At 73.5% G+C, this 20,753-nt stretch carries 20 protein-coding genes; 10 read left to right on the top strand and 10 right to left on the bottom strand.

All coding sequences use genetic code 11. From position 1 onward, the window contains the following. Positions 1-28: 28 nt before the first annotated feature. The 3 genes from ACFLFB_RS03675 to ACFLFB_RS03685 all read right to left on the bottom strand — a co-directional run bounded on the left by ACFLFB_RS03675 (position 29) and on the right by ACFLFB_RS03685 (position 3,069). Positions 29-1,528: a sensor histidine kinase gene (locus tag ACFLFB_RS03675; RefSeq protein WP_392544353.1), complete on the bottom strand. Its 1,500-nt coding sequence runs from the start codon at positions 1,526-1,528 to the stop codon at positions 29-31. After that, complete coding sequence (locus tag ACFLFB_RS03680) at positions 1,528-2,241, bottom strand: response regulator transcription factor (RefSeq protein ID WP_392544354.1); 714 nt, start codon at positions 2,239-2,241, stop codon at positions 1,528-1,530. Before ACFLFB_RS03680 ends, ACFLFB_RS03675 begins: the two co-directional genes overlap by 1 nt. Before the next feature lie 72 nt (positions 2,242-2,313). After that, a complete protein-coding gene (locus ACFLFB_RS03685; RefSeq protein ID WP_392544355.1) occupies positions 2,314-3,069 on the bottom strand; it encodes a hypothetical protein in 756 nt (251 codons plus the stop codon). Positions 3,070-3,198: 129 nt separating this feature from the next. Here ACFLFB_RS03685 and ACFLFB_RS03690 point away from each other — a divergent pair, with 129 nt between their 5' ends. The 3 genes from ACFLFB_RS03690 to ACFLFB_RS03700 all read left to right on the top strand — a co-directional run bounded on the left by ACFLFB_RS03690 (position 3,199) and on the right by ACFLFB_RS03700 (position 5,402). Further along, complete coding sequence (locus ACFLFB_RS03690) at positions 3,199-3,426, top strand: hypothetical protein (RefSeq protein ID WP_392544356.1); 228 nt, start codon at positions 3,199-3,201, stop codon at positions 3,424-3,426. Between the two features lie 31 nt (positions 3,427-3,457). Further along, complete coding sequence (locus ACFLFB_RS03695) at positions 3,458-4,396, top strand: hydroxymethylglutaryl-CoA lyase (protein WP_392544357.1); 939 nt, start codon at positions 3,458-3,460, stop codon at positions 4,394-4,396. A 106-nt stretch (positions 4,397-4,502) separates the two neighbouring features. Continuing rightward, a complete protein-coding gene (locus ACFLFB_RS03700) occupies positions 4,503-5,402 on the top strand; it encodes a hypothetical protein (protein WP_392544358.1) in 900 nt (299 codons plus the stop codon). 109 nt (positions 5,403-5,511) lie between these two features. Here the strand turns inward: ACFLFB_RS03700 and ACFLFB_RS03705 are convergent, their stop codons facing one another. Continuing rightward, positions 5,512-6,825: an MFS transporter gene (locus ACFLFB_RS03705; protein WP_392544359.1), complete on the bottom strand. Its 1,314-nt coding sequence runs from the start codon at positions 6,823-6,825 to the stop codon at positions 5,512-5,514. 178 nt (positions 6,826-7,003) lie between these two features. Between ACFLFB_RS03705 and ACFLFB_RS03710 the strand changes: the two genes are divergently transcribed. Together ACFLFB_RS03710 and ACFLFB_RS03715 are read left to right on the top strand one after the other, a co-directional pair. Then, the gene (locus ACFLFB_RS03710) at positions 7,004-7,402 is read left to right on the top strand and encodes a cold-shock protein (protein WP_392544360.1); all 399 of its coding nucleotides are present in this window, start codon (positions 7,004-7,006) and stop codon (positions 7,400-7,402) included. Further along, a complete protein-coding gene (locus ACFLFB_RS03715; RefSeq protein ID WP_392544361.1) occupies positions 7,399-8,151 on the top strand; it encodes a DUF3027 domain-containing protein in 753 nt (250 codons plus the stop codon). The genes ACFLFB_RS03710 and ACFLFB_RS03715 overlap by 4 nt, the downstream gene beginning before the upstream one ends. Before the next feature lie 48 nt (positions 8,152-8,199). Here the strand turns inward: ACFLFB_RS03715 and ACFLFB_RS03720 are convergent, their stop codons facing one another. Then, the gene (locus tag ACFLFB_RS03720; RefSeq protein ID WP_392544362.1) at positions 8,200-8,520 is read right to left on the bottom strand and encodes a DUF2530 domain-containing protein; all 321 of its coding nucleotides are present in this window, start codon (positions 8,518-8,520) and stop codon (positions 8,200-8,202) included. 81 nt (positions 8,521-8,601) lie between these two features. Between ACFLFB_RS03720 and ACFLFB_RS03725 the strand changes: the two genes are divergently transcribed. From ACFLFB_RS03725 to ACFLFB_RS03735, 3 genes are all read left to right on the top strand, one after another. Continuing rightward, on the top strand, positions 8,602-10,104 hold the full coding sequence (locus ACFLFB_RS03725) for an NCS2 family permease (protein ID WP_392544363.1): 1,503 nt from the start codon (positions 8,602-8,604) through the stop codon (positions 10,102-10,104). A gap of 184 nt (positions 10,105-10,288) precedes the next feature. After that, entirely contained in the window at positions 10,289-10,744 is a 456-nt protein-coding gene (locus tag ACFLFB_RS03730) for a MarR family winged helix-turn-helix transcriptional regulator (RefSeq protein WP_392544364.1), read from the top strand. Beyond that, complete coding sequence (locus tag ACFLFB_RS03735) at positions 10,741-12,039, top strand: MFS transporter (RefSeq protein WP_392544365.1); 1,299 nt, start codon at positions 10,741-10,743, stop codon at positions 12,037-12,039. The genes ACFLFB_RS03730 and ACFLFB_RS03735 overlap by 4 nt, the downstream gene beginning before the upstream one ends. Positions 12,040-12,218: 179 nt before the next feature. On the opposite strand, the gene serC is transcribed toward ACFLFB_RS03735, so the two are convergent. From serC to ACFLFB_RS03755, 4 genes are all read right to left on the bottom strand, one after another. Beyond that, positions 12,219-13,346, bottom strand: coding sequence for a phosphoserine transaminase (serC, locus tag ACFLFB_RS03740; protein WP_392544366.1), 1,128 nt, complete (start codon positions 13,344-13,346; stop codon positions 12,219-12,221). A 159-nt stretch (positions 13,347-13,505) separates the two neighbouring features. Continuing rightward, entirely contained in the window at positions 13,506-15,506 is a 2,001-nt protein-coding gene (locus ACFLFB_RS03745) for a PQQ-dependent sugar dehydrogenase (protein ID WP_392544367.1), read from the bottom strand. Between the two features lie 234 nt (positions 15,507-15,740). Further along, entirely contained in the window at positions 15,741-16,877 is a 1,137-nt protein-coding gene (locus ACFLFB_RS03750) for a citrate synthase 2 (RefSeq protein ID WP_392544368.1), read from the bottom strand. Positions 16,878-16,929: 52 nt separating this feature from the next. Then, complete coding sequence (locus ACFLFB_RS03755; RefSeq protein ID WP_392544369.1) at positions 16,930-17,892, bottom strand: NYN domain-containing protein; 963 nt, start codon at positions 17,890-17,892, stop codon at positions 16,930-16,932. Between the two features lie 221 nt (positions 17,893-18,113). Here ACFLFB_RS03755 and ACFLFB_RS03760 point away from each other — a divergent pair, with 221 nt between their 5' ends. Both ACFLFB_RS03760 and pdxH read left to right on the top strand, forming a co-directional pair. Then, positions 18,114-19,391 (top strand): MFS transporter, encoded by a 1,278-nt coding sequence (locus ACFLFB_RS03760; protein ID WP_392545466.1) that lies wholly within the window; start codon positions 18,114-18,116, stop codon positions 19,389-19,391. Positions 19,392-19,486: 95 nt separating this feature from the next. Further along, positions 19,487-20,164 carry a pyridoxamine 5'-phosphate oxidase gene (pdxH, locus tag ACFLFB_RS03765; protein ID WP_392544370.1) on the top strand — a complete coding sequence of 226 codons (678 nt, stop codon included), beginning with the start codon at positions 19,487-19,489 and terminating at the stop codon, positions 20,162-20,164. A gap of 18 nt (positions 20,165-20,182) precedes the next feature. Here pdxH and ACFLFB_RS03770 read toward each other — a convergent pair whose 3' ends face one another. After that, positions 20,183-20,713: a hypothetical protein gene (locus ACFLFB_RS03770; RefSeq protein ID WP_392544371.1), complete on the bottom strand. Its 531-nt coding sequence runs from the start codon at positions 20,711-20,713 to the stop codon at positions 20,183-20,185. Between the last annotated feature and the right edge of the window lie 40 nt (positions 20,714-20,753).

Consider the following 20,753-nt stretch of genomic DNA (forward strand, 5'->3'; position numbering starts at 1 on the left):
CAAGTCCGCCGAGGTGAGCGTGCTCTGATCAGTGGCTGGGAGCCTGCTGTGGAAGTCGCACCACGAACGTGGCGCCGCCACCGGCGGTCGGGGCCACGCCCACCCGGCCGTGGTGCTGGGCGACGATGGCGGCGACGATCGCGAGCCCGAGCCCGCTCCCTCCGCCCTGGGTCCGGCCCCGCGACGGGTCGGCGCGGTAGAACCGCTCGAACACCTTCGTCGCCACGTCCGACGGGACGCCGGGTCCGTGGTCGCGCACCTCGATGGCGACCTCGCCGTCCCCGCCGCCCACGGCGACCTCGACCGGGCTCCCGGGAGGGGTGTGCCGCAACGCGTTCGCCACGAGGTTGGTCACCACCTGGCGCAGCCGCGACTCGGACCCGTGCACCACGGTCGGCCCGACGGGGCCGTGCAGCCCGAGCAGCTGGATGCGCCGCTCCGGGGCCCGCACGCGGGCGTCGGCCACGGCATCCGCCACGAGGACGGTGAGGTCGACGTCGCCGAAGGCGACCTCTGGGGCGTCGTCGATGCGGGCGAGGGTCAGCAGGTCCTCGACGAGGCCGCTCATCCGGCCCGACTCGGCCTCGATGCGCTCCATCGCCCCGGCGACGGCGTCGGGCTCGCGCACCGCGCCCTGGCGGTAGAGCTCGGCATAGCCGCGGACGGTGGCGAGGGGGGTGCGCAGCTCGTGCGAGGCGTCGGCGACGAACTGGCGCATCCGCTCCTCGCTGGCCTCGCGCACCGCGAAGGAGGACTCGATCCGCGCGAGCATCGTGTTGAGGCTGCGAGTCAGGGAGGTGACCTCGTCGTCGGCCCGCCGCTCGGGCACGCGCTGGGTGAGGTCGCCGCCGGCGATGGCCGCGGCCGTGTCCTCGATGCGCGTGAGGGGACGGAAGGCGCGGCGGACGGCGAAGCGGGCGAGCACCACCGACAGGGCGAGGACCGCCGTGCCGATGAGGGCGGTGAGGACGAGGAGCCGGGTGACGGTGTGGTTCACCGTCTCCAGCGGGACGCCCACGGCGAAGGTCGCGTCCTGGCCGAGGACCCGGCCGGCGACGAAGCGCCACTTCTGCCCGCCCTTCTCCGAGCCCACGGTGAACGGCTCGCTGCTGCGCACCCGGGGGTCGTCGACGGAGAGGGTGGGCAGATCGGGCTCGACGGAGACGCCGGACGGGGGGCGGTAGACCGAGCCCGCCGGGGACTGCAGCTGGAAGGCGTAGCTGGAGGGGAGCGAGTTCCCCCGGTTGCGCAGGTCGTCGAAGGCCTGGCTCGCCACCGGGCGCGCGACCGACGCCAGCTCGGCATCCACGCGGTCCATGAGGTCCGAGCGCATGAGGTACGCCGTGGCCAGGCTGGTGAGGACGAGGGCCGCCCCGACGAGCGAGGCGACGATGGCGACGAGGCGCCGCCGCAGCGGCACGGCCTCGAGGCGTCGGATGATGCCGTCGGGCACGCGCGCGGTCGCTGCGGGGACCGTCGACGACGTCGTCGACCGCTGCTCCGGGGCCGCGGCGGGAGCCTGCGCCATCAGCCCTGAGGGGGCAGGCGCAGCACATAGCCGACGCCGCGCTTGGTGTGGATGAGGGCGGGCAGGCCCTCGGTGTCGATCTTGCGCCGCAGATAGGAGATGTAGGACTCGACGATGCCGGACTCCCCGCGGAAGTCGTAGTCCCACACGTGGTCGAGGATCTGCGCCTTCGACAGCACCCGGTTCGGGTTGAGCATGAGGTAGCGCAGCAGCTTGAACTCGGTGGGGCTGGTCTCGATGACGCGGCCGGCGCGGCGGACCTCGTGCGAGTCCTCGTCGAGCTCGAGGTCCTCGAACGCCAGGACCGGTCGGTCGTCGTCGTGCTCACCCCGGGTGCGCCGCAGGACCGCGCGGATGCGGGCCACGACCTCCTCGAGGCTGAACGGCTTGGTGACGTAGTCGTCGCCGCCGACGGTCAGGCCCTTGATCTTGTCGTCGACCGAGTCGCGGGCCGTGACGAAGACGATGGGCAGCTGGCGGCCCTGCTCGCGCAGCTTGCGCGTGACGGTGAAGCCGTCCATGTCGGGGAGCATGACGTCGAGGACGCAGAGGTCGGGCTCGTGGTCGCCGGCCACCCGCAGGGCCTCGGCGCCGTTCGCGGCGGTGGCGACGTCGAAGCCCGCGTAGCGCAGGGAGGTCGCGAGGAGCTCACGGATGTTGGGCTCGTCCTCGACGACGAGCAGCTTCGCCTCGGGGGTCGACGGGGTGTTCACCCGCTCAGTCTCGGCGCGGTTCCTGTGAGTTCGCTGGACGCCGGCTGGGGAAGGGGGGAGAGGGGTGACGGCTCAGTAGCCGTCGTAGGAGATCGAGCCGGAGGTGTCGGCCGACATGATCACGGCGAAGAAGATGATGAGCACGACGATCGTGACGGCGATCCCGATGCCGTAGGCCCACCAGCCCTTGCGGCTCATCGCCCGCGACCCCCGCGGGTCGGAGGTCTGCTTGGTCAGGGCGATGATGCCCATGATGAGCGCCGGGACGACGAAGAGGCCGCCGCAGAAGAAGACCGACACCCCGGAGACGATGGTCAGGGCCAGGGCGCTGCCGTTGTTCGCGGGCTGCACGTAGGTGCCGGGGTAGGGCTGCGCGTACGGGGAGGGCTGGCCGTAGCCCGTGGGCTGCCCGTAGGGCGACGTCGCCGGCGGCGGGTAGGCCGGCGTCTGCCCGTAGGTGGCCTGCCCGTAGGGATCCTGTCCGTACGGGGCCTGTCCGTACGGGGACGGGGCGGCGGGCGGCGGCGGGACCGGGGGCTGCCCGGCCGGCTGGCCCGGGGCCGGCTGGCCCGGGGCCGGCTGGCCCGGGGCCGGCTGGCCGGAGGTCGGCTGCTCGGCCACCGGCTGCCCGTAGGAGGGCTGCCCGTAGCTGGGCTGGTGGTAGGTGGGCTGGTCGTACGACGGCTGCCCGTAGGTCGGCTGGTCGTACGTCGGCGACTGGGGGATCGGCTCGGTCGGGGCGTACGGGCTCGGCGGTGCGGGGAGCGGGTCCGGGGCCGCGGTGGGGTCGACCTGGCCCTCGCCCTGCTGGTCGTTGGTGTCGCTCATCCGCGCTCGTCCCGTCGTGTGGTGCCGCCCCCGACGGCCCGGTCGGCCCGCCGCGACGAGGGTAACGGCTGGCGCGCGGGCCTGCCCGCACCATCGAGGAATCGGTCCGCACGCCCCCAGGGTGGTTCCGTGAGCATCCCGGTCCTGCGTGCGGTGGCCCGCACCCTCGTCGCCGTCGCCTGCCTCGCGGGGATCGTCACGCAGCTCGTCATCGCCGTGCGCACGGGCTCCTCGCTCGTCGACCCTGGAGCTACGTCACCAACCTCAGCAACCCCGCTCATCCGCGCGGTCGGCGCCCGCGGGGCGGATGCCGACGATACCGAGGTCCGCGAGGGAGCCGCGCCGGTCCGCGGATGACCGTCCCCGCGTGGCGTGTCAGGATCGACGGGTGAGACTTCCGCTGCCGCAGGTCGAGCCCGACGCCGGCCTCCCGTCCTCCGTGACGATCTACGAGGTGGGTCCGCGCGACGGCCTCCAGAACGAGTCCACGGTCGTGCCGGCCGAGGTCAAGGCCGAGTTCGTGCGGCGCCTCGCGGCGGCCGGGCTCTCCACGGTGGAGACGACGTCGTTCGTCGACCCCCGCTGGGTGCCGCAGCTCGCGGACGCCGCCGAGGTCCTCGCGCTGCTCGGTGACGACGGGCTCGGGCCGCGCCGCCCCGTCCTCGTGCCCAACGAGCGCGGCCTCGACCGCGCCCTCGAGGCGGGGGTGGGTGCCGTGGCGATCTTCGGCAGCGCCACGGAGACCTTCGCGCAGCGCAACCTCAACCGCACGGTCGAGGAGTCCGTGGCGATGTTTCGCGCGGTCGTCGACCGCTCGCGCTCCGCGGGGCTGTGGGTGCGCGCCTACGTGTCGATGTGCTTCGGCGACCCGTGGGAGGGCCCGGTGCCGGTCAGCCAGGTGGTCGACGTGTGCCGACGGCTCATGGACCTCGGCTGCGACCAGCTCTCGCTCGGCGACACCATCGGGGTCGGGACCACCGGCCACGTCCACCGTCTCCTCGCCGCCCTCGACGGCGCGGGCATCGGCCCGGACCGCGTCGGCGTGCACTTCCACGACACCTACGGCCAGGCGCTCGCCAACACGATGGCCGCGCTGCGCGACGGCGTGACCGTGGTCGACGCGTCGACCGGCGGCCTCGGTGGCTGCCCGTACGCCAAGAGCGCGACCGGCAACCTCGCGACCGAGGACCTCGTCTGGGCCCTCGACGGGGCCGGTGTCGAGACCGGTGTCGACCTCGACGCCCTCGTCGCGACGAGCGCGTGGATGGCGCAGCAGCTGGGCCGGCCCTCGCCCTCGAACGTCGTGCGGGCGCTCACCGGCGGCTGACGCAGGAACCCCACGAGGCCCACCTGCCTGACAGCCGGATGGGAGTTGGGTGTGAGTCCGGCCCAGGGGGGTGACTCCGCAGGTCATCGGGCGGATCATGGGCACCATGAGCGACCGCCCGACCCCGCCGGACTCCGAGCCGGAGCGCCCCGACCAGACCACGCCGGCCGCCGCCGACGACACCGCCGTGCTGCCGCAGGGGGTAGCCGGCCCCGACGTGTCGCCGACGGCGGAGGGTGCCCCCGGCCCCGTCCCCAGCGAGCCGGCCGGGCACCCCGCCCCGGGGGCCTCTGCCCCCGGGGCGCCCGTTCCCGCGTGGTCCGCCGCGACGCCGGCGCGCACCGCGGGAGCCCGCCGGTGGTGGGGCGAGGCCACGTCGACCGGTGGAGGCCGTGCGGCCCTCACCGCGGCGGCCGTGCTCGGGACCGTCGTGCTGCTCGCGGGGGTGGCCCTGCTCGGTGGGGCCATCGGTCGTGCGGGCTGGGGCCACCATGACCGGATGGGCTTCGCCGACCAGCGCTTCTCCGACGGCCCGGGCCGCAGCGAGGACGCGCCGGGTCGCCAGAAGGACAAGCAGAAGGACGGCCAGGGCGAGGACCGCCAGGGCGACCAACAGCGGGGCAACGGCATGGGGAAGGGCAACGGGAACGGCAAGGGCAACGGCAACGGCAACGGCAACGGGATGGGCAACGGCATGGGCCCGGGCCTGCGCGGGGGGCCCGGCCAGGGTCTCGGCGCCATGGGCGCGGGTGTCCTGCACGGCGAGTTCACGACCTCCGCGAGCGGGACGCCGACCGTGATGGTCGTCCAAACGGGTGAGGTCACGACCTATACGTCCGGCCGATCCTTGGTCGTTCGATCCTCCGACGGCTTCGAGGCCACCTACGCTCTCGACAGTTCGATCGCCCCGGCAACGGCGGCGACACGGCTCGCGACAGGCGCCCAGGTGCGCGTGCTCGCGACCAAGGAGGGCATGAAGGTGACGCGACTCGTCGTCATCGGCTAGCCCGGCACGGATGCCGCCACCGCATCCGCTGCCGGTGGTGGGGTCCGGGAAATCAGGGCCCAGGACCCCACCGCCCTCTCGACACCTCGCCGGGACCCGAGCGAGACCGTCAGCGGTCGGCGCCGACCCCGTTGACCTGCGGGCTGATCCGTCGCTCGAGCGCGAGCGCCAGGACGGCGACGACCACGAGGCAGCCGAGCAGCAGCCCGATGAAGGCCGAGCCGAAGCGGCGGTCGAGCATCCACCCCGCGACCACCGGGGCCGTGACGGCGCCGAGCTGGAAGGCCCCCGCCGACACCGCGTTGAAGCGCCCGCGGTCGCGGTCGCTGGCGAGGTCGTTGACGATGGCCGGCACGGTGGGCTGGAGCATGGTCTCGCCCAGGCCGAAGAGCACGTGGAAGACGACGACCCCGACCGCCGCGACGAGGGTGCCCGCGACGAGCCCGGTGGCGCCGAGCAGCAGCCAGGCGGCGGCCCACATCGCGACCAGGCCGAGGAAGACCCGCGTGCGGCGCCTGCCGTCGATGCGCCGGAGCACGAAGAACTGCAGCCCGACGATGACCGCCGTGTTGGCCGCGAACGCCACCCCGATGGTGCGCGTGGAGACCATGCTGACCTCGCGTGCGAACGCGGGGAAGCCGGCCTCCATCTGGCCGTAGCCGACGAAGCTCGACAGGAACGTCAGCAGCGTGATCCACAGGACCGCGGGGTTCCGCAGGATCGCGAGGTAGCCGGTGCCGCCGCCCTGGCCCTCGAAGGACGCCTCGGGGCGGCCGGCCACGTGCCGCAGCGGGCCGAGGAGCAGCCCGATGGGGACAAGGACGCACGCGGCGTCGGCGAGGAAGATCGCCGTGAAGGTGGCCGGGCGTGAGACGTCGGTGAGGAAGCCGCTGACCACCCCGCCGATCCCGATACCGAGGTTGACCAGCGCGAAGCTGATGCCGAAGTACTGCGTGCGCAGCCGGCCGTCGACGATGCTCGCGATCATCGCGTTGAACGCCGGCCAGCCGATCCCGAAGCTGATGCCGAGCAGGACGAACCCGAGGACGAACGCCGGGACCGTGGTGGCGAACGCCAGCACCACGGCCCCCAGGACCTGGGCGACGTTGCCGGCGATGACGACGAGCCGCGCGCCGATGAGGTCGGTGAGGATGCCCACCGGGGCCGTGACGAGCAGGGCGACCACCGCCATCAGGCCCATGAGCAGCCCCGCGACGTCGAGGGGGATGCCGCGGACCTCGTGGACGTAGATGATCGTGAAGGGCAGCGTCATGCCGCGCCCGAGGGTGGAGATGGCCGTGGTGGACAGCAGCCACCGCCCGGGGGTGGGCAGGGCGGACCAGAAGCCACGCAGGGTCAGCCGGTGCTCCGCGGGGCCGCCGGCCACCTCGGTGACGGGGCCGTTCTCGGTCGTCTCGGGCACGCTCCCCACCGTGCCACGGCGCACCGACAGGGCACGACGGGTTTCTCCGGACCTCTCGTGGGACCGACCGGGGAGTGGGCACCGGAACCCGGGAGCGGGCGGGCCCTCGCAGCCGTTAGCCTTGGTGGGTGTGCCCGTCCGGGCGTGCGACCCCTGAACGAGTGACAAGAGGTGGACCGTGCCGACTGGCAAGGTGAAGTTCTTCGATGCGGAGAAGGGCTTCGGTTTCGTGTCCGGCGACGCCGGCGAGGGTGACGTCTTCGTACCCGCGAGCGCGCTGCCGGAGGGTGTCCCCTCGCTCAAGGGTGGCCAGCGGATCGAGTTCAGCATCGCCGAGGGCCGCCGCGGCGCCCAGGCGCTGTCGGTGCGCGTCCTCGACCCCGCCCCCTCCGTCACCGAGGGCCGTCGCGTACGCGACCGCAAGCCGGCCGACGAGATGGTCGTCATCGTCGAGGACGTCATCAAGCTCCTCGACTCGGTGTCCGAGTCGCTGCGTCGGGGTCACTACCCCGACAAGGGTCACGGGGCCAAGGTCGCGCAGGTCCTGCGCGCCGTGGCGGGTGACCTGGAGGCATGACCGTCGCCACGAAGACCGCCGTCAAGACCGACCCGACCCTGCGGGCGGCCACCGACCTCGCGCGCGAGGCCGCCGTCTCCATCGCGGAGGCCGGCACCGTCGGCGACCACATGGGGATGGAGATGGTCGAGGAGCGCCTCGCCACCCACTACTTCTCCTGCACGGCGCTGGCCTACCGCGGCTGGCGCTGGGCCGTCTCCGTGGCCCGCGTGCCCCGGTCCAAGACCGTGACCGTGTGCGAGACCAACCTCGTGCCCGGTGAGGGCTCGATGCTGTCGGCCGAGTGGGTCCCCTACGCCGAGCGCCTCGCGCCCGGTGACGTCGGGCCCGGCGACATCACGCCGTTCGTCGCCGACGACCCCATGCTGGTCGCCGGGTTCGAGGCCACCGGCGAGGAGGACGTCGACACCGTCGCGTTCTGGGAGCTCGGACTGGGCCGCCCCCGCGTCCTGTCGGCCGAGGGCCGCGAGGCCGCCGCGCAGCGCTGGTACGACGGCGAGGCCGGACCGTCGGCCACCGTCGCCCTCAAGGCGCCGGCCGCCTGCACCACGTGTGGCTTCTTCCTCCCGATGGCGGGCGCGCTGCGCTCGGTCTTCGGGGTGTGCGCCAACGAGTGGTCGCCCTCCGACGGCCGGGTCGTCAGCCTCGACCACGGTTGCGGCGCGCACTCGGAGGTCGACATGGAGGGCCCCGACCCGGAGAGGGTCGCCCCCACCCTCCTCGACGACTTCGAGCTCGACCCCGTCTGAGGGTCCAGCGGTCGGCTCACGCGCCGTCGACGTCGGACGCCTCTGGCGTCAGGCGTCGGCGGCGCTGCCGCGTCCGCGGCCGACGTACCACCAGGCGAAGCCACCCAGGGCGATGCCGGTGACGCACGACCACGGCCACCACGACCGGTCGCCCTCGTGCAGCGCCGGGACGACGAGGGTGAGGACGAGCGCGAGCGCCCAGATCCCCGTGCCCACGGCGACGAGGCCACGGACGGGGACGTCGACGGCCGTGGTCGGCGCGGCCTCACCGATGGTGCGGCCGATGCGGTCGGCGGCCGGGGTGCCGGGGCCGACGGCGGGCGTCGCGGGGCCGGTGGGGCCCGTGGGGCGGGGCTCGTCGGTGGTCACGGGGCCAGCGTAACGACCGGCGTCGTCCGGCCCGGGGTCCCCGTCATGCGCCGGTAACACGACCCCACTAGGGTCGCCGCCATGCCCGATGCCACGGCCACCCAGAGCCCCCCTGACCAGCGCACCGACGAGGGCCTCCTCGAGCGCCTCTTCCACATCTCCCGCCGCGGGTCCACCGTCGGCCGCGAGGTCCGCGGTGGCTTCGCCACCTTCTTCACGATGGCCTACATCGTCGTCCTCAACCCGCTGATCCTCGGCTTCGTCAAGGACGCCGACGGCAACTACCTCGGCGGCGGTGCCGCCCCCAACCTCGCGGCCATCGCGGCGGGCACCGCGCTCGTCGCGGGCGTCCTCACCATCCTCATGGGGCTGTACGCCAACTACCCCCTGGCGCTGGCGACAGGCCTGGGGCTCAACGCCTTCGTCGCCTTCGCCATCGCGAGCAAGATGACGTGGGCCGACGCGATGGGGCTCGTCGTCCTCGAGGGCGTCATCATCCTCGTCCTCGTGCTCACGGGGTTCCGGGAGGCGGTCTTCCACGCCGTGCCGGCGCCGCTGAAGACGGCGATCTCGGTGGGCATCGGCCTGTTCATCGCGCTCATCGGGCTCGTCGACGCCGGGTTCGTGCGACGCACGGGCGTGGGTCCGGTGCCCGTCGAGCTGGGGATCGGTGGCCAGCTCACCGGCTGGCCCACCCTGGTGTTCGCGCTCGGGCTCGTCCTCATCATCGCGCTGTGGGTGCGCAAGGTGAAGGGCGCCATCATCATCTCGATCATCACGATGACGGTCGTCGCGTTCGTCGTGGAGGCCGTGGCCAAGGTCGGTCCGACCGTGACCGGGGTCGACGCCGACGGCAACAACATCGTCAACCCCAAGGGCTGGAACCTGTCGGTGCCCGAGTGGCCCTCGCAGCTCGACCCGATCAGCTTCGGGACGCTGGGGGAGTTCAACCTCCTCGGGTCGTTCTCGCGGGTCGGCGCGGTCGCGGCGGTCCTGCTCGTCTTCACGCTCCTGCTCGCCGACTTCTTCGACACCATGGGCACGATGACGGCCATCGGGGCCGAGGCCGACCTCCTCGACGAGGAGGGCAACCCGCCCCACACCCGCCGCATCCTCGTCGTCGACTCCCTCGCCGCCGCCGCGGGTGGTGCGGCCGGCGTCTCGTCGAACACGTCGTACATCGAGTCGGCGTCCGGTGTCGGTGAGGGGGCCCGGACGGGGCTCGCCTCGGTCGTGACCGGGCTGCTGTTCCTCGTGTCGATCGCCGTGACGCCGCTCGTGCACGTCATCCCCAACGAGGCCGCGGTGCCGGCGCTCGTGCTCGTCGGCTTCCTCATGATGCAGCAGGTGAAGTCGATCGAGTGGGACGACCTGGAGATCGCCATCCCGGCCTTCCTCACGATCATCCTCATGCCGTTCACGTACTCGATCTCGGTCGGCATCGGCGCTGGCTTCATCGCCTTCGTCGCGATCAAGCTCGTCAAGGGCAAGGCGAAGGACGTGCACCCGATGATGTGGGTCGTCGCCGGGCTCTTCGTCGTGTACTTCTTCATCGCACCGCTCACCGACCTCGTGTCGCGCTGAGCCGCAGGCGGTTCCGCGCCGCCGCTGTTCCGCCTCGTGATGCCGCGCCCTCCCGACCGGGAGGGCGCGGCTTCGGCGTTCCCGCTCGGGGCCGCCAATGTGGAATACTTAGCCGAGGTAATGAGTTGTGCTAATCATCGCGCCGACCCACCCGCCAGAGCCACGACCACCGAGGAGGCCCGCCATGGCCGAGACGACCACGACGCCCCGTCCCTCGATGACGCGCAGCCAGAAGGACCGCCTCACGAGCGACCTGCGCACGGCCTGCATGCGCATCTCGCGCCGGGTGCGCTTCGAGAGCCCGTCGTCCGTCGCGCCTCACCAGTTCTCGGTCCTCATCCGGCTCGAGGACGGCCCGCGCACACCCAAGGAGCTCGCGGCCATCGAGAAGGTCAGCGCCCCCAGCATGTCCCGCACCGTCAACGGCCTCGTCGAGCTGGACCTCGTCTCCCGCGCCGACGACCCCACCGACGGCCGGCAGGTCATCCTGTCGCTGACCGCCGCGGGTCGCGCGACCATCAAGGACAGCCGTCGGCGCCGCGACCAGTGGTTCGCCGCCCGGCTCGAGACCCTCACCGACGACGAGCGCGCGCTGCTGGTCGAGGCCACCGCCCTGCTCGAACGGGTGGCCGCCGAGTGAGCCCCACCTTCACCTCGCTCGAGGTCCGCAACTACCGCCTCTGGTTCGCCGGGGCACTGGTGTCGAACATCGGCACGTGGATGGGTCGCGTGGGCCAGGACTGGCTCGTCCTCACCGTGCTGACCGCCGGGTCCGCGACCGCGCTCGGCGTGGTCACCGGCCTGCAGTTCCTCCCGTTCCTGCTGCTCGCGCCGTGGGCGGGGCTCATCGCCGACCGCTTCCCCAAGCGGCGCACCCTGCTGCTCACCCAGACGATGCTCGCCGTCTCGAGCCTCCTCCTCGGCGTCCTCGCCGTCACCGGGGTCGCGCAGCTGTGGCACGTCTACGTCATCGCGCTGCTCCAGGGCATCACCACCGCGATCGACAACCCCGCCCGCCAGGCGTTCGTCTCCGAGATGGTCCCGGCCGACAAGCTGGCCAACGCGGTGTCGCTGAACTCGGCCTCGTTCAACCTCGGCCGGCTCATCGGCCCGGGCGCGGCCGGCCTCGTCATCGCCGCGTGGGGCACCGGGGAGGCGCTGCTGCTCAACACCGTGACGTTCGTCTTCGTCCTCGCCGCGATCCTCATGCTCAAGACCTCCGAGCTCCGGCCCGCCCCGCTGGCCCGCGGCCGCGGCGGCATCCGCGACGGCTTCCGGTACGTGCGGCGGCGCGGCGACATCCAGCTCGTCATGCTCCTGGTCTTCGTGCTCGGCACGTTCGGGATGAACTTCCAGATCACGATGGCGCTCATGGCGACCAAGGTCTTCGACAAGGGCGCCAGCGAGTTCGGCCTGCTCGGCTCGATCATGGCGGTCGGGTCGCTGACGGCAGCCCTGCTCAGCGCGCGGCGCCAGCGGCCGCGGCTGCGCGTCCTCCTCGTGGCGCTCGTCGGCTTCACGGTGGCCGCCGGCCTGGCCGCCGCCGCGCCCTCGTACTGGCTGTTCGCCCTGGCCCTGGTCCCGGTGGGGCTCACCGCCCTCACCGCGCTGACCACGGCCAACGCGATGGTGCAGACCCGCGTCGCCCCCGAGATGCGCGGCCGGGTCATGGCCCTCTACATGGCGATCTTCATGGGCGGCACGCCCGCCGGTGCCCCGCTCATCGGGTGGATCTCCGAGACCTTCGGCCCGCGCTGGACCATCGGCATCGGCGCCGTCGCGATGGGCCTCACCCTGGTCGGGGTGTCCATCTGGCTGGCGCGGTCGCAGAATGTGCGGGTGAGCTACGAGTCGCAGCGCCGCCCCCGCGTCCGGGTCGATGCCGGGCCGCTCCTCGAGCGCGCCACGCACCCCGTCCCGGAGCCGGCCCGATGACGCCGCTCTTCCGGCGCCGGATGACGCTCGGCGTCCTCGGGGTGCTCGTCGGCGTCGCGATCGTCTACGCCCTCACCCGCTGACGGTTCCCGACGCCACACCGCGACACGCACGACGGAGGGCGGCCACCCGGCTCGGGTGACCGCCCTCCGTCGTGCGTTCGGTGGGGCGTGCTCGCGTCAGCCGAGCTGCTCGACGACGTACTCCACCGAGCTGATGAGGCGGCTCACGTCATCGGGCTCGACGGCGGGGAAGCAGGCCACTCGCAGCTGGTTGCGGCCGAGCTTGCGGTAGGGCTCGACATCCACGATCCCGTTGGCGCGCAACGTCTTCGCGATGGCGGAGGCGTCGATGGCGTCGTCGAAGTCGATCGTCGCGACGACCTGCGAGCGGTGCGCCGGGTCGGTGACGTAGGGGGTGGCGTAGTCGCTGTCCTCGGCCCACGAGTACAGGCGTCCCGAGGAGTCGGCGGTGCGCGCGGTGGCCCAGTCGAGGCCGCCCTGGCCGTTGAGCCACTGCACCTGGTTGGCGAGCATCGCCAGGGTCGCCACCGCGGGGGTGTTGTACGTCTGGTTCAGCCGCGAGTTGTCGATGGCGGTGGGGAGGCTGAAGAAGTCGGGCACCCAGCGGCCGGAGGCGGTGATCTCCTCGACCCGGGCGATCGCCGCGGGGGAGAACAGCGCCAGCCACAGGCCGCCGTCCGAGGCGAACGACTTCTGCGGGGCGAAGTAGTAGACGTCGGCCTGCGACACGTCGACCGGCAGGCCGCCGGCGCCCGAGGTGGCGTCGACGAGGACGAGCGCGTCGTCGTCGGCGCCGGCCACGCGCTGGACGGGGGCCATGACGCCGGTGCTCGTCTCGTTGTGCGCCCAGGCGTAGACGTCGACGCCGGCCTCGGCCGTCGCCGTGGGCAGGCTGCCGGGGTCGCTGCTGATGACGGTGGGCTCGCCGAGGAACGGGGCCTTCTTCGTCACCGAGGCGAACTTGCTGGAGAACTCGCCGAAGGTGAGGTGCTGGGCGCGGTCGCGCACCAGGCCGAAGGCCGCGACGTCCCAGAACGCCGTGGCGCCGCCGTTTCCGAGGACGACCTCGTAGCCCTCGGGGAGGGAGAAGAACTCGGCCAGGCCCTCGCGGACCTCCTTGACGAGGTTCTTCACCGGCGCCTGGCGGTGGGACGTCCCGAGGACGGTGCGGCCGATGGCGGACAGTGCCTCGACCTGCTCGGGACGGACCTTGCTCGGGCCGGACCCGAAGCGCCCGTCGGCGGGCAGCAGGTCGGCGGGGATGGTGATCTGGGCGTCGCTCACGAGGGGTCTCCGGAGTCGGTGGGATGTCGTGGTGGCGGCGGGAGTCGCTCCCGGTGGTCGCGGGACCGGCGTCGTCGGCGGGCCCGTGACCGGGATCCATCCTCACCCACCCTGACCGCATGCCGGACGGCGGGTCCACCACGTGGAACTCGCGCAGGTTCAGCGGACGACGCCGCCGAGCGACCGGTTGCCGTACCCGCCCGGCCCGCCGTCGGTGACCCAGAGGGCACCGTCGGTGCCGCGGCCGGCGAGCAGGTAGCTGCCGTCGGCCCGCGTGACGATGTCGCCGGCCGAGGTCCACCGCATCGTCGTGGCGATGGCGGTCGACCCCCGCTGCACGACGACCGCAGCGTCGGCTCCCGTGCCGACGGCCAGGCGCGCGACGCCCGGCCAGGTGTCGCCGAGGGCACGGCCGGACCAGGTCGACAGGCCGTCGGTGCGGGCGGCCCAGCCGCCGAGCGCCGCGGTCGGGGTGAACTCGCGCTCGAAGGTGCCTCCGTCGGTGCCGCGCCCGCTCACGGTGATGATGTGGCGCGCCGGGTCGGCCGACGCCGACAGGCCCGAGGTGAAGGTCCCTCCCACGGCCACCCACGCACCCCACGAGGAGCCGTCGAAGTGCCGCCGGACCGCCCCGCCCGCCGGGGTCACGGCGAAGACGTCGAGGGTGCCGTCGCCGAGCGAGGCGACGTGCTGCGCGACGACGCTGCCGCCGAGGTCCGTGGACCCGAGCCTCGTCCCGGCCTGGAACCACGAGTGCAGCACGGAGCCCGAGCCGGTGCGGGTGACGAGGTCGACCCGGCCCGATGCGGAGGACGCCGCCGAGGGGGCGTTCGTCGTGGTGACCCCGGTCGCCAGCGCCCCCGACCACGAGGCGCCGTCGTTCGTGCTGCGGCGGAGGACGACCTGGTCGCCGGTGCTTCGGACGAACGCGCTGACCTCGGTGCCGGTGCGCGCGAGGGCGACCCCCGACTCCTGGACGAGCCTGCCGCCCACGAGCGCCGGGGTGTTCGTGGCCGGGCTGATCCGCACGATGCGGTCGTTGCCGCCACCGTTGGACGTCGTGAGCCAGAGCGCGCCGTCGGGCCCCTGCATCAGGGCGCGGATCCTGCCCAGCCCCTCGGCCTGGGGCAGTCGGGTGGTCGCCACGACGCGGGTCGGGCCCGGCGTGGGGTCCATCCGCATCAGCGAGATGCCCTGGTCCTTGAGCAGCGCGACGGCCAGCGACCCGCGCCACGCGCCCCAGCGCCGGTCGGTGAGGAAGGCCGCCCCGCTCGTGGCGACGGTGGGAAGGCCGGAGCTCCACATCGCGCTGGTGGCGGTGGGGAACTTGCCGAGGTCGGTCATCGGCCGGGTCTCGTTGTAGCCGGGCACGGGGTCCCAGCCGTAGTTGGCGCCCTTGACGACGAGGTTGACCTCGTCGTCGCGGTCGCTGCCGTGCTCGACCGACCACAGCTCGTCGGTGCCGGGCCGCTGCGCCAGGCCCTGGATGTTGCGGTGCCCGTAGTTCCAGACGTAGCGGGCGTTGCCGCCGAGACCGACGAACGGGTTGTCGGCCGGGATGCCCCCGTCCCAGCGCACCCGCAGGATCTTCCCGCCGAGCGAGGCCTTGTTCTGCGGGTGGGTGCCGACAGCGGCGTCGCCGGTGCCGACGTAGAGCAGGCCGTCGGTACCGAACCGCAGCCGGCAGCCCGAGTGCCGGCCCGAACTGAGGGGGATGCCCGTGACGACGGGGGCGCCATCGGAGACCGCCGTCGTGTCGCTCGTCAGCCGCCACCGCAGCACCCGCACGTCGAGGGCGCCGCCGGAGGAGCTGCGCACGGCCTGGCACGTGTAGAACCGCTTGTTCGAGGTGGCTGCCGGGTCGGCCACCATGCCGAGCAGGCCGCCCTCGCCGACCGCGAAGATCGAGGGGAAGCCGGAGATGGCGACCTGCCTGGGTGCGGCGGCGCCGCGCTTGCTCCACACCTGCCCGGCCCGCAGGTCGTAGAGGAGCAGGTCGCCGACCCAGGTGAGGTCCCACGGCACGGTGAGCCCGCTCACCACGGTGCTGATGCGCAGGTTCGGCGTGGCCTGCGCCCGCGGGGCGGGGCCGGCGCCGGCGGCGAGCGCCAGGGCGGTGGCGACCACGGTCGCGAGGCTGACGAAGCGGGAGCGCGACACGGGCACCTCCGGGCCGGACGGCATCCGGCGGTGGGCCGGCTGTGGCGGCGAGCCTATGTCGGGTCGTCCCGCTCGGCGACCGGACCGCGAGCGCACGCCGCGCTGCCTCCGGTGCGTGCGACGGGGCAGGAGGTGTCGTGATCACGACACGTACTGCCCCGTAGCGAGCGCGTGAGCGGGGTCCTGAGGCCCGTTCCGGAGCGGGTGCCTCAGGGGGTTCCGTAGGGGGCGGGGTCAGCGGGTGGGGTCGAACCCGGCGACGTCCTCGATGGGGCGCGGGCCGTGGCCGACGTAGCGGGCACTGGGCCGGATGAGCCGCCCGGTGCGCTTCTGCTCCAGGACGTGGGCCGACCAGCCGGCCGTGCGCGCGCAGGCGAACAGCGGCGTCATCATGTCGCCGGGGACGTCGGCGAAGTCGAGCAGGACCGCCGCCCAGTAGTCGACGTTGGTCTCCATCCGGCGCTCGGGGTGGCGCTCGGCGAGCTCGGCGATGGCCGCCTTCTCGAGGTCGAGGGCCACCTCGTAGCGCGGGGCGCCGAGGCGCTTGCAGGTGTCGCGCAGCACCGCGGCGCGGGGGTCGTAGGCCCGGTAGACCCGGTGCCCGAAGCCCATGAGGCGCTCCTTGCGGTCGAGTGCCTCGCGCACGTACCGGCGCGCGTCGCCCATCTTCTCCACGCCCTCGATCATGTGCTGCGCCCGGCTGGGGGCGCCGCCGTGCAGCGGTCCCGACAGGGCGCCGATGGCCCCCGACAGGCAGGCCGCGACGTCCGCGCCGGTGGAGGCGATGACGCGGGCGGTGAACGTCGAGGCGTTCATGCCGTGCTCGGCGGCGGAGATGAAGTACGAGTCGATGGCATCGACGTGCTTGGGGTCGGGGTCGCCCCGCCAGCGGATCATGAACCGCTCGGCGATGGTGCGGCCCTTGTCGACCTCGCTCTGCGGCACCATCGGCGTGGCCTGGCCGTGCGCCGACTGGCCGATGAACGAGATGGCCATGACCGAGGCGCGGGCGAGCTGCTCGCGGGCGGTGGCGTCGTCGATGTCGAGGAGCGGCTTGAAGCCCCAGACCGGGGCGAGCTGCGCGAGCGCCGACTGCACGTCGACCCGGATGTCGCCGGTGTGCACCGGCAGCGGGAAGGGCTCTGCGGGCGGGAGGCCGGGGTCGAGCTCGTCGTCGACGAGGAGGCCCCACACCTGGCCGAAGGAGACGCGGCCGACGAGGTCGTTGATGTCGACGCCCCGGTACCGGAGCGCGCCACCCTCCTTGTCCGGCTCGGCGATCTCGGACTCGAAGGCCACGACGCCCTCGAGCCCGGGCCGGAAGTCGGGGTCGTGCGCGGGGGTGGCGGTCATTGCTGCGGTGGTGCTCATGCGGACTCCGATCGTCGCTCGGCGCCTGTGGCGGGCGCGTTCATTGTGCACGTCATCGAGCGCGTCCCCCACGGCTCGTCCTCTTCGTGGCCGCGGTCTTCGCCGGGGCCTTCGTGGCGGTCGTCGCGGTGGGGGCGCTCGCGCCGATGTCCTTGGTCGCCGCGGCGGTGCCGCCGGTTCCCTGCGCGGCGTCCCCGCCGCCCGCGGCACCGGCCGCCCGGCTGGCCCGGCGGCCGCTCGAGCGCTGCCCGGGGACCTTGCGGTCACGCACGGCGACGGTGGTGAGGCCCTCGTCGCGGACGTCGAACAGGCCGCTGGCCTCGAGGAGGCGGCTCAGCTTGGCGTAGCCGTAGTTGCGGGGGTCGAACGAGCTCTGGTTGGAGATGTGGTTGCCCACGGTGCCGACCCGCGCCCATCCGGACTCGTCGGCCGCGCTCTCGACCGCACGGCGCAGGAGCGAGACGAGCTTCTGGTCGGCCCGCAGCTGCTCCGGCGGCACGCGCAGCGGGGCGCTGTCGGACTCCTCGCGGGTGCCCGTGTCGTCATCCGCCGCGTCCTCGTCGCGAGGGTCGCTGGTGCGCTCGGCGAGGCGGTCGAGGACGAGGAAGCGCGAGCACGCGCTCTGGAACGGCGCCGGCGTCTTGGCGTCGCCGAAGCCGTAGACCGCGACGCCGTGCTCGCGCAGGTGCATGACGAGCGGGGTGAAGTCGGCGTCGGAGCTGACGAGGGCGAAGGCGTCGGGGCGCTGGGTGTGCAGGATCTCCACGGCGTCGACCGCGAGGGCGATGTCGCTGGCGTTCTTGCCCTTGCTCGGGTCGAACTGCTGCACCGGCCGGATGCCGTGGTCGTGCAGGACGGCGGTCCAGGACTTCAGGCCCGACTTCGTCCAGTTCCCGTACGCGCGACGGATGCTCGTCTCCCCGAAGGCCGACAGCTCGGAGAGGATGACGTCGATGCGCGCCGCACGGGCGTTGTCGGCGTCGATGAGGAGCGCGATGCGCGCAGGGGAGTCCATGCCCCGGACCCTACGCCGGGCACCCCTCCCTCAGGCGCCGCCCTCCACCGCGTCCTACCGCCTAGTAGGTGGGGCGATCACCCCGCGTACCAGGCGGTAGGGCGCGCCACACCACCCCATGTACCGGGCGATAGGACGCGTCACGCCTCGCGGCGGGCCGGGCGGGGGCGCGGGCACCGGGGCGAGGGATGGTCGGTCGGGTCCGGCATGATCACCGGGTGCTGCGCTCCCACCTCCCGGACCTCACGCCGCTGCGGGAGAACCCGGAGTACCGGCGGCTGTGGACCGGGTTCACGCTCTCGAACGTCGGGTCGCAGATGGCGGTGGTCGCCATCGGGCTGCAGGTGTACGACCTCACCCGGTCCACCGCCGCCGTCGGGCTCGTCGGCCTGTTCGCGCTCGTGCCGCTCGTCGTCATGGGGCTGTACGGCGGCTCGCTGTCCGACCACCACGACCGCCGCCGCGTCGCCCTCGGGGCCAACCTCGTCGCCTGGGCGACCTCGATCGCCTGCGCCCTGCAGGCCTGGCAGGGCAACACCAGCGTGCTCCTGCTCTACGTCCTCGTCGCCGTGTGGAGCGGGGCCTTCGGGGTGAGCTCGCCGGCCCGCACGAGCATCTACCCGCGGATCCTCCCGCGCGAGCAGCTGCCCGCGGCCAACGCGCTCGGCGTCCTCGCGATGTCGGTGGCGATGATGGCCGGCCCCCTCCTCGCCGGCGTGCTCGTCGACTGGGGCGGCTTCCGCGCGGCCTACACGGTCGACGCCCTCGTGACCCTGGCCGCCCTGTGGGGGCTGTGGCGGCTGCGCCCGCTCCCGCCCGGGGAGCACGAGGAGGGCGAGAGCACCCGGGCCGGCTTCGGGTCGGTGGTCGACGGCTTCCGCTTCCTCGGCACCGCCCCCAACGTGCGGATGACGTTCGTCGCCGACATCGCGGCCATGCTCCTCGCCCAGCCGCGCGTCATCTTCCCCGCGGCCGGGACCGTCATCCTCGGCGGTGGCGCCAGCACCGTGGGCCTGCTCTACGCCGCCGCGGCCGTGGGGGCCGTGCTCGCGACCCTGCTGTCCGGACGGCTGGGCTCGGTGCGGCGGCAGGGCGTCGCCATCCTCGTGAGCATCGTCGGGTGGGGCGTCGGCATCGCCGGCCTCGGCGTGGCGCTGCTCGGGGCGAACGACTGGCTGACGCGCGACCAGGCGCTCGTGGGTGCCTTGGTGGCGATGGCGTTCGCGGGCGGGTCCGACGCGGTGAGCGCCGTGTTCCGCACGACGATCCTCCAGACCGCGGCGCCCGACCGGATGCGCGGGCGGCTCCAGGGCGTCTTCATCGTCGTCGTCGCCGGGGGCCCGCGGGTCGGTGAGCTCGTCGGCGGGGCGGTGGCCGAGCGGATCGGCGAGGGGTGGATGGCGGTGTGGGGCGGCATCGCCTGCGTCGTCGCGGTCGTGCTGCTGGCGGTGCGCCAGCCCGGCTTCATCCGGTACGACGCGCGCCACCCGACCCCCTGACCCGCGCCGTCGGGCGAAGGTGTGTGGACTCGCCGCGGATGCCCGGCGAGTTCACACACGTTCGGCGGGGTGGGGGCGTTGCCTACGATCGGGCCATGAGCGAGGTACGGGTCGACTACGACGGTGAGGGCCTGTCCGAGGACCAGCTCCTCGAGAGCCCCCTGGCGCAGGCGCGGGTGTGGTTCGACGCCGCGGTGGCGCGGGCCGCGGAGGCCGGCGACGTGCCGGAGCCGAGCGCGGTGTCTGTGGCCACGGTCGACGGCGACGGGCTGCCCAACGTGCGCACCGTCCTCCTGCGGGTCCTCGACGAGCGGGGCGTCGGGTTCTACACGGGACGGACGTCGGCCAAGGGGCACGAGCTCGGGGTGCACCCCGTCGCCGCGGTGTCGCTCACCTGGCCCTCGATGTTCCGCGCGGTCCGGTTCCGCGGGCGGGTGGAGGAGCTGGGGCGCGAGGAGGTCGGGGCCTACTTCCGGTCGCGGCCGTGGGGGTCGCGGATCTCGGCGTGGACCTCGCGGCAGTCCGAGCCGGTGGGCTCGCGGGCCGATCTCGAGGACGCGTACGTGCGCCTGGCGGAGCGGTGGCCCGACACCGGGTCGGAGGACGACGTCCCCGTACCGGACTTCTGGGGCGGCTACCTCGTCGTGCCCGACGAGGTGGAGTTCTGGGCCGGGAGGCGCAACCGGCTGCACGACCGGCTCGTCTTCACGCGGGTGGGCGAGGGCGGCCTCGGGACGCCGTCGGCCTGGCAGGTCGGGCGCCGCCAGCCCTGACCGATCGGCGGCGGTCGTTCACGGACGGTCGCGGAGAGCGTCGCGCAAGCGGGTCGCCTTGCGCCGCACCGAGGCCGAGCGGTGGTCCTGCTGCACCTCGAGCAGCGGCTCGACCTCGGCCGCCGCGACGTGGCCCTCCTGCGCGAAGGCGACCAGGGTCGCCATCGACCGGGCCGCGACGATCCAGTCGACGTCGGTCGTCGCGAGCCGCTGCTCCAGCCAGGCGATGGCGGTGGCGCGCTGGGCCGTGGTCAGCCCGAGCTCGCCGACCAGCTGGGCGACGTGCCACTGCACCGACGGCTGGTCGCTGGTCGTGAGCTCGGCGAGGACCCGCCCGACGTAGGGCCGGCCTCGCCCGGGGTCCTCGCGGACGAGCTTCTCGAAGGTGTCGACCGCTCGCATCCGGACCCAGGCGTCGTCGGCGCCGATGCACGCGAACAGCTCGTCGGTCCGTGACCCGTCGGCGCGCAGGAGGTCGAGGACCTCGCCCGCGCGGCCGAGGGAGTTGGTCCTCCCGCCGACGGCGAGCACGTCCTCGAACCGCTCCATCCGAGGAGGGTACGAGGCGGCCACGACCGGGGAGGGCGTC

The sequence above is a fragment of the Oryzobacter telluris genome, assembly GCF_043099285.1.
Lineage (GTDB): Bacteria > Actinomycetota > Actinomycetes > Actinomycetales > Dermatophilaceae > Oryzobacter > Oryzobacter telluris.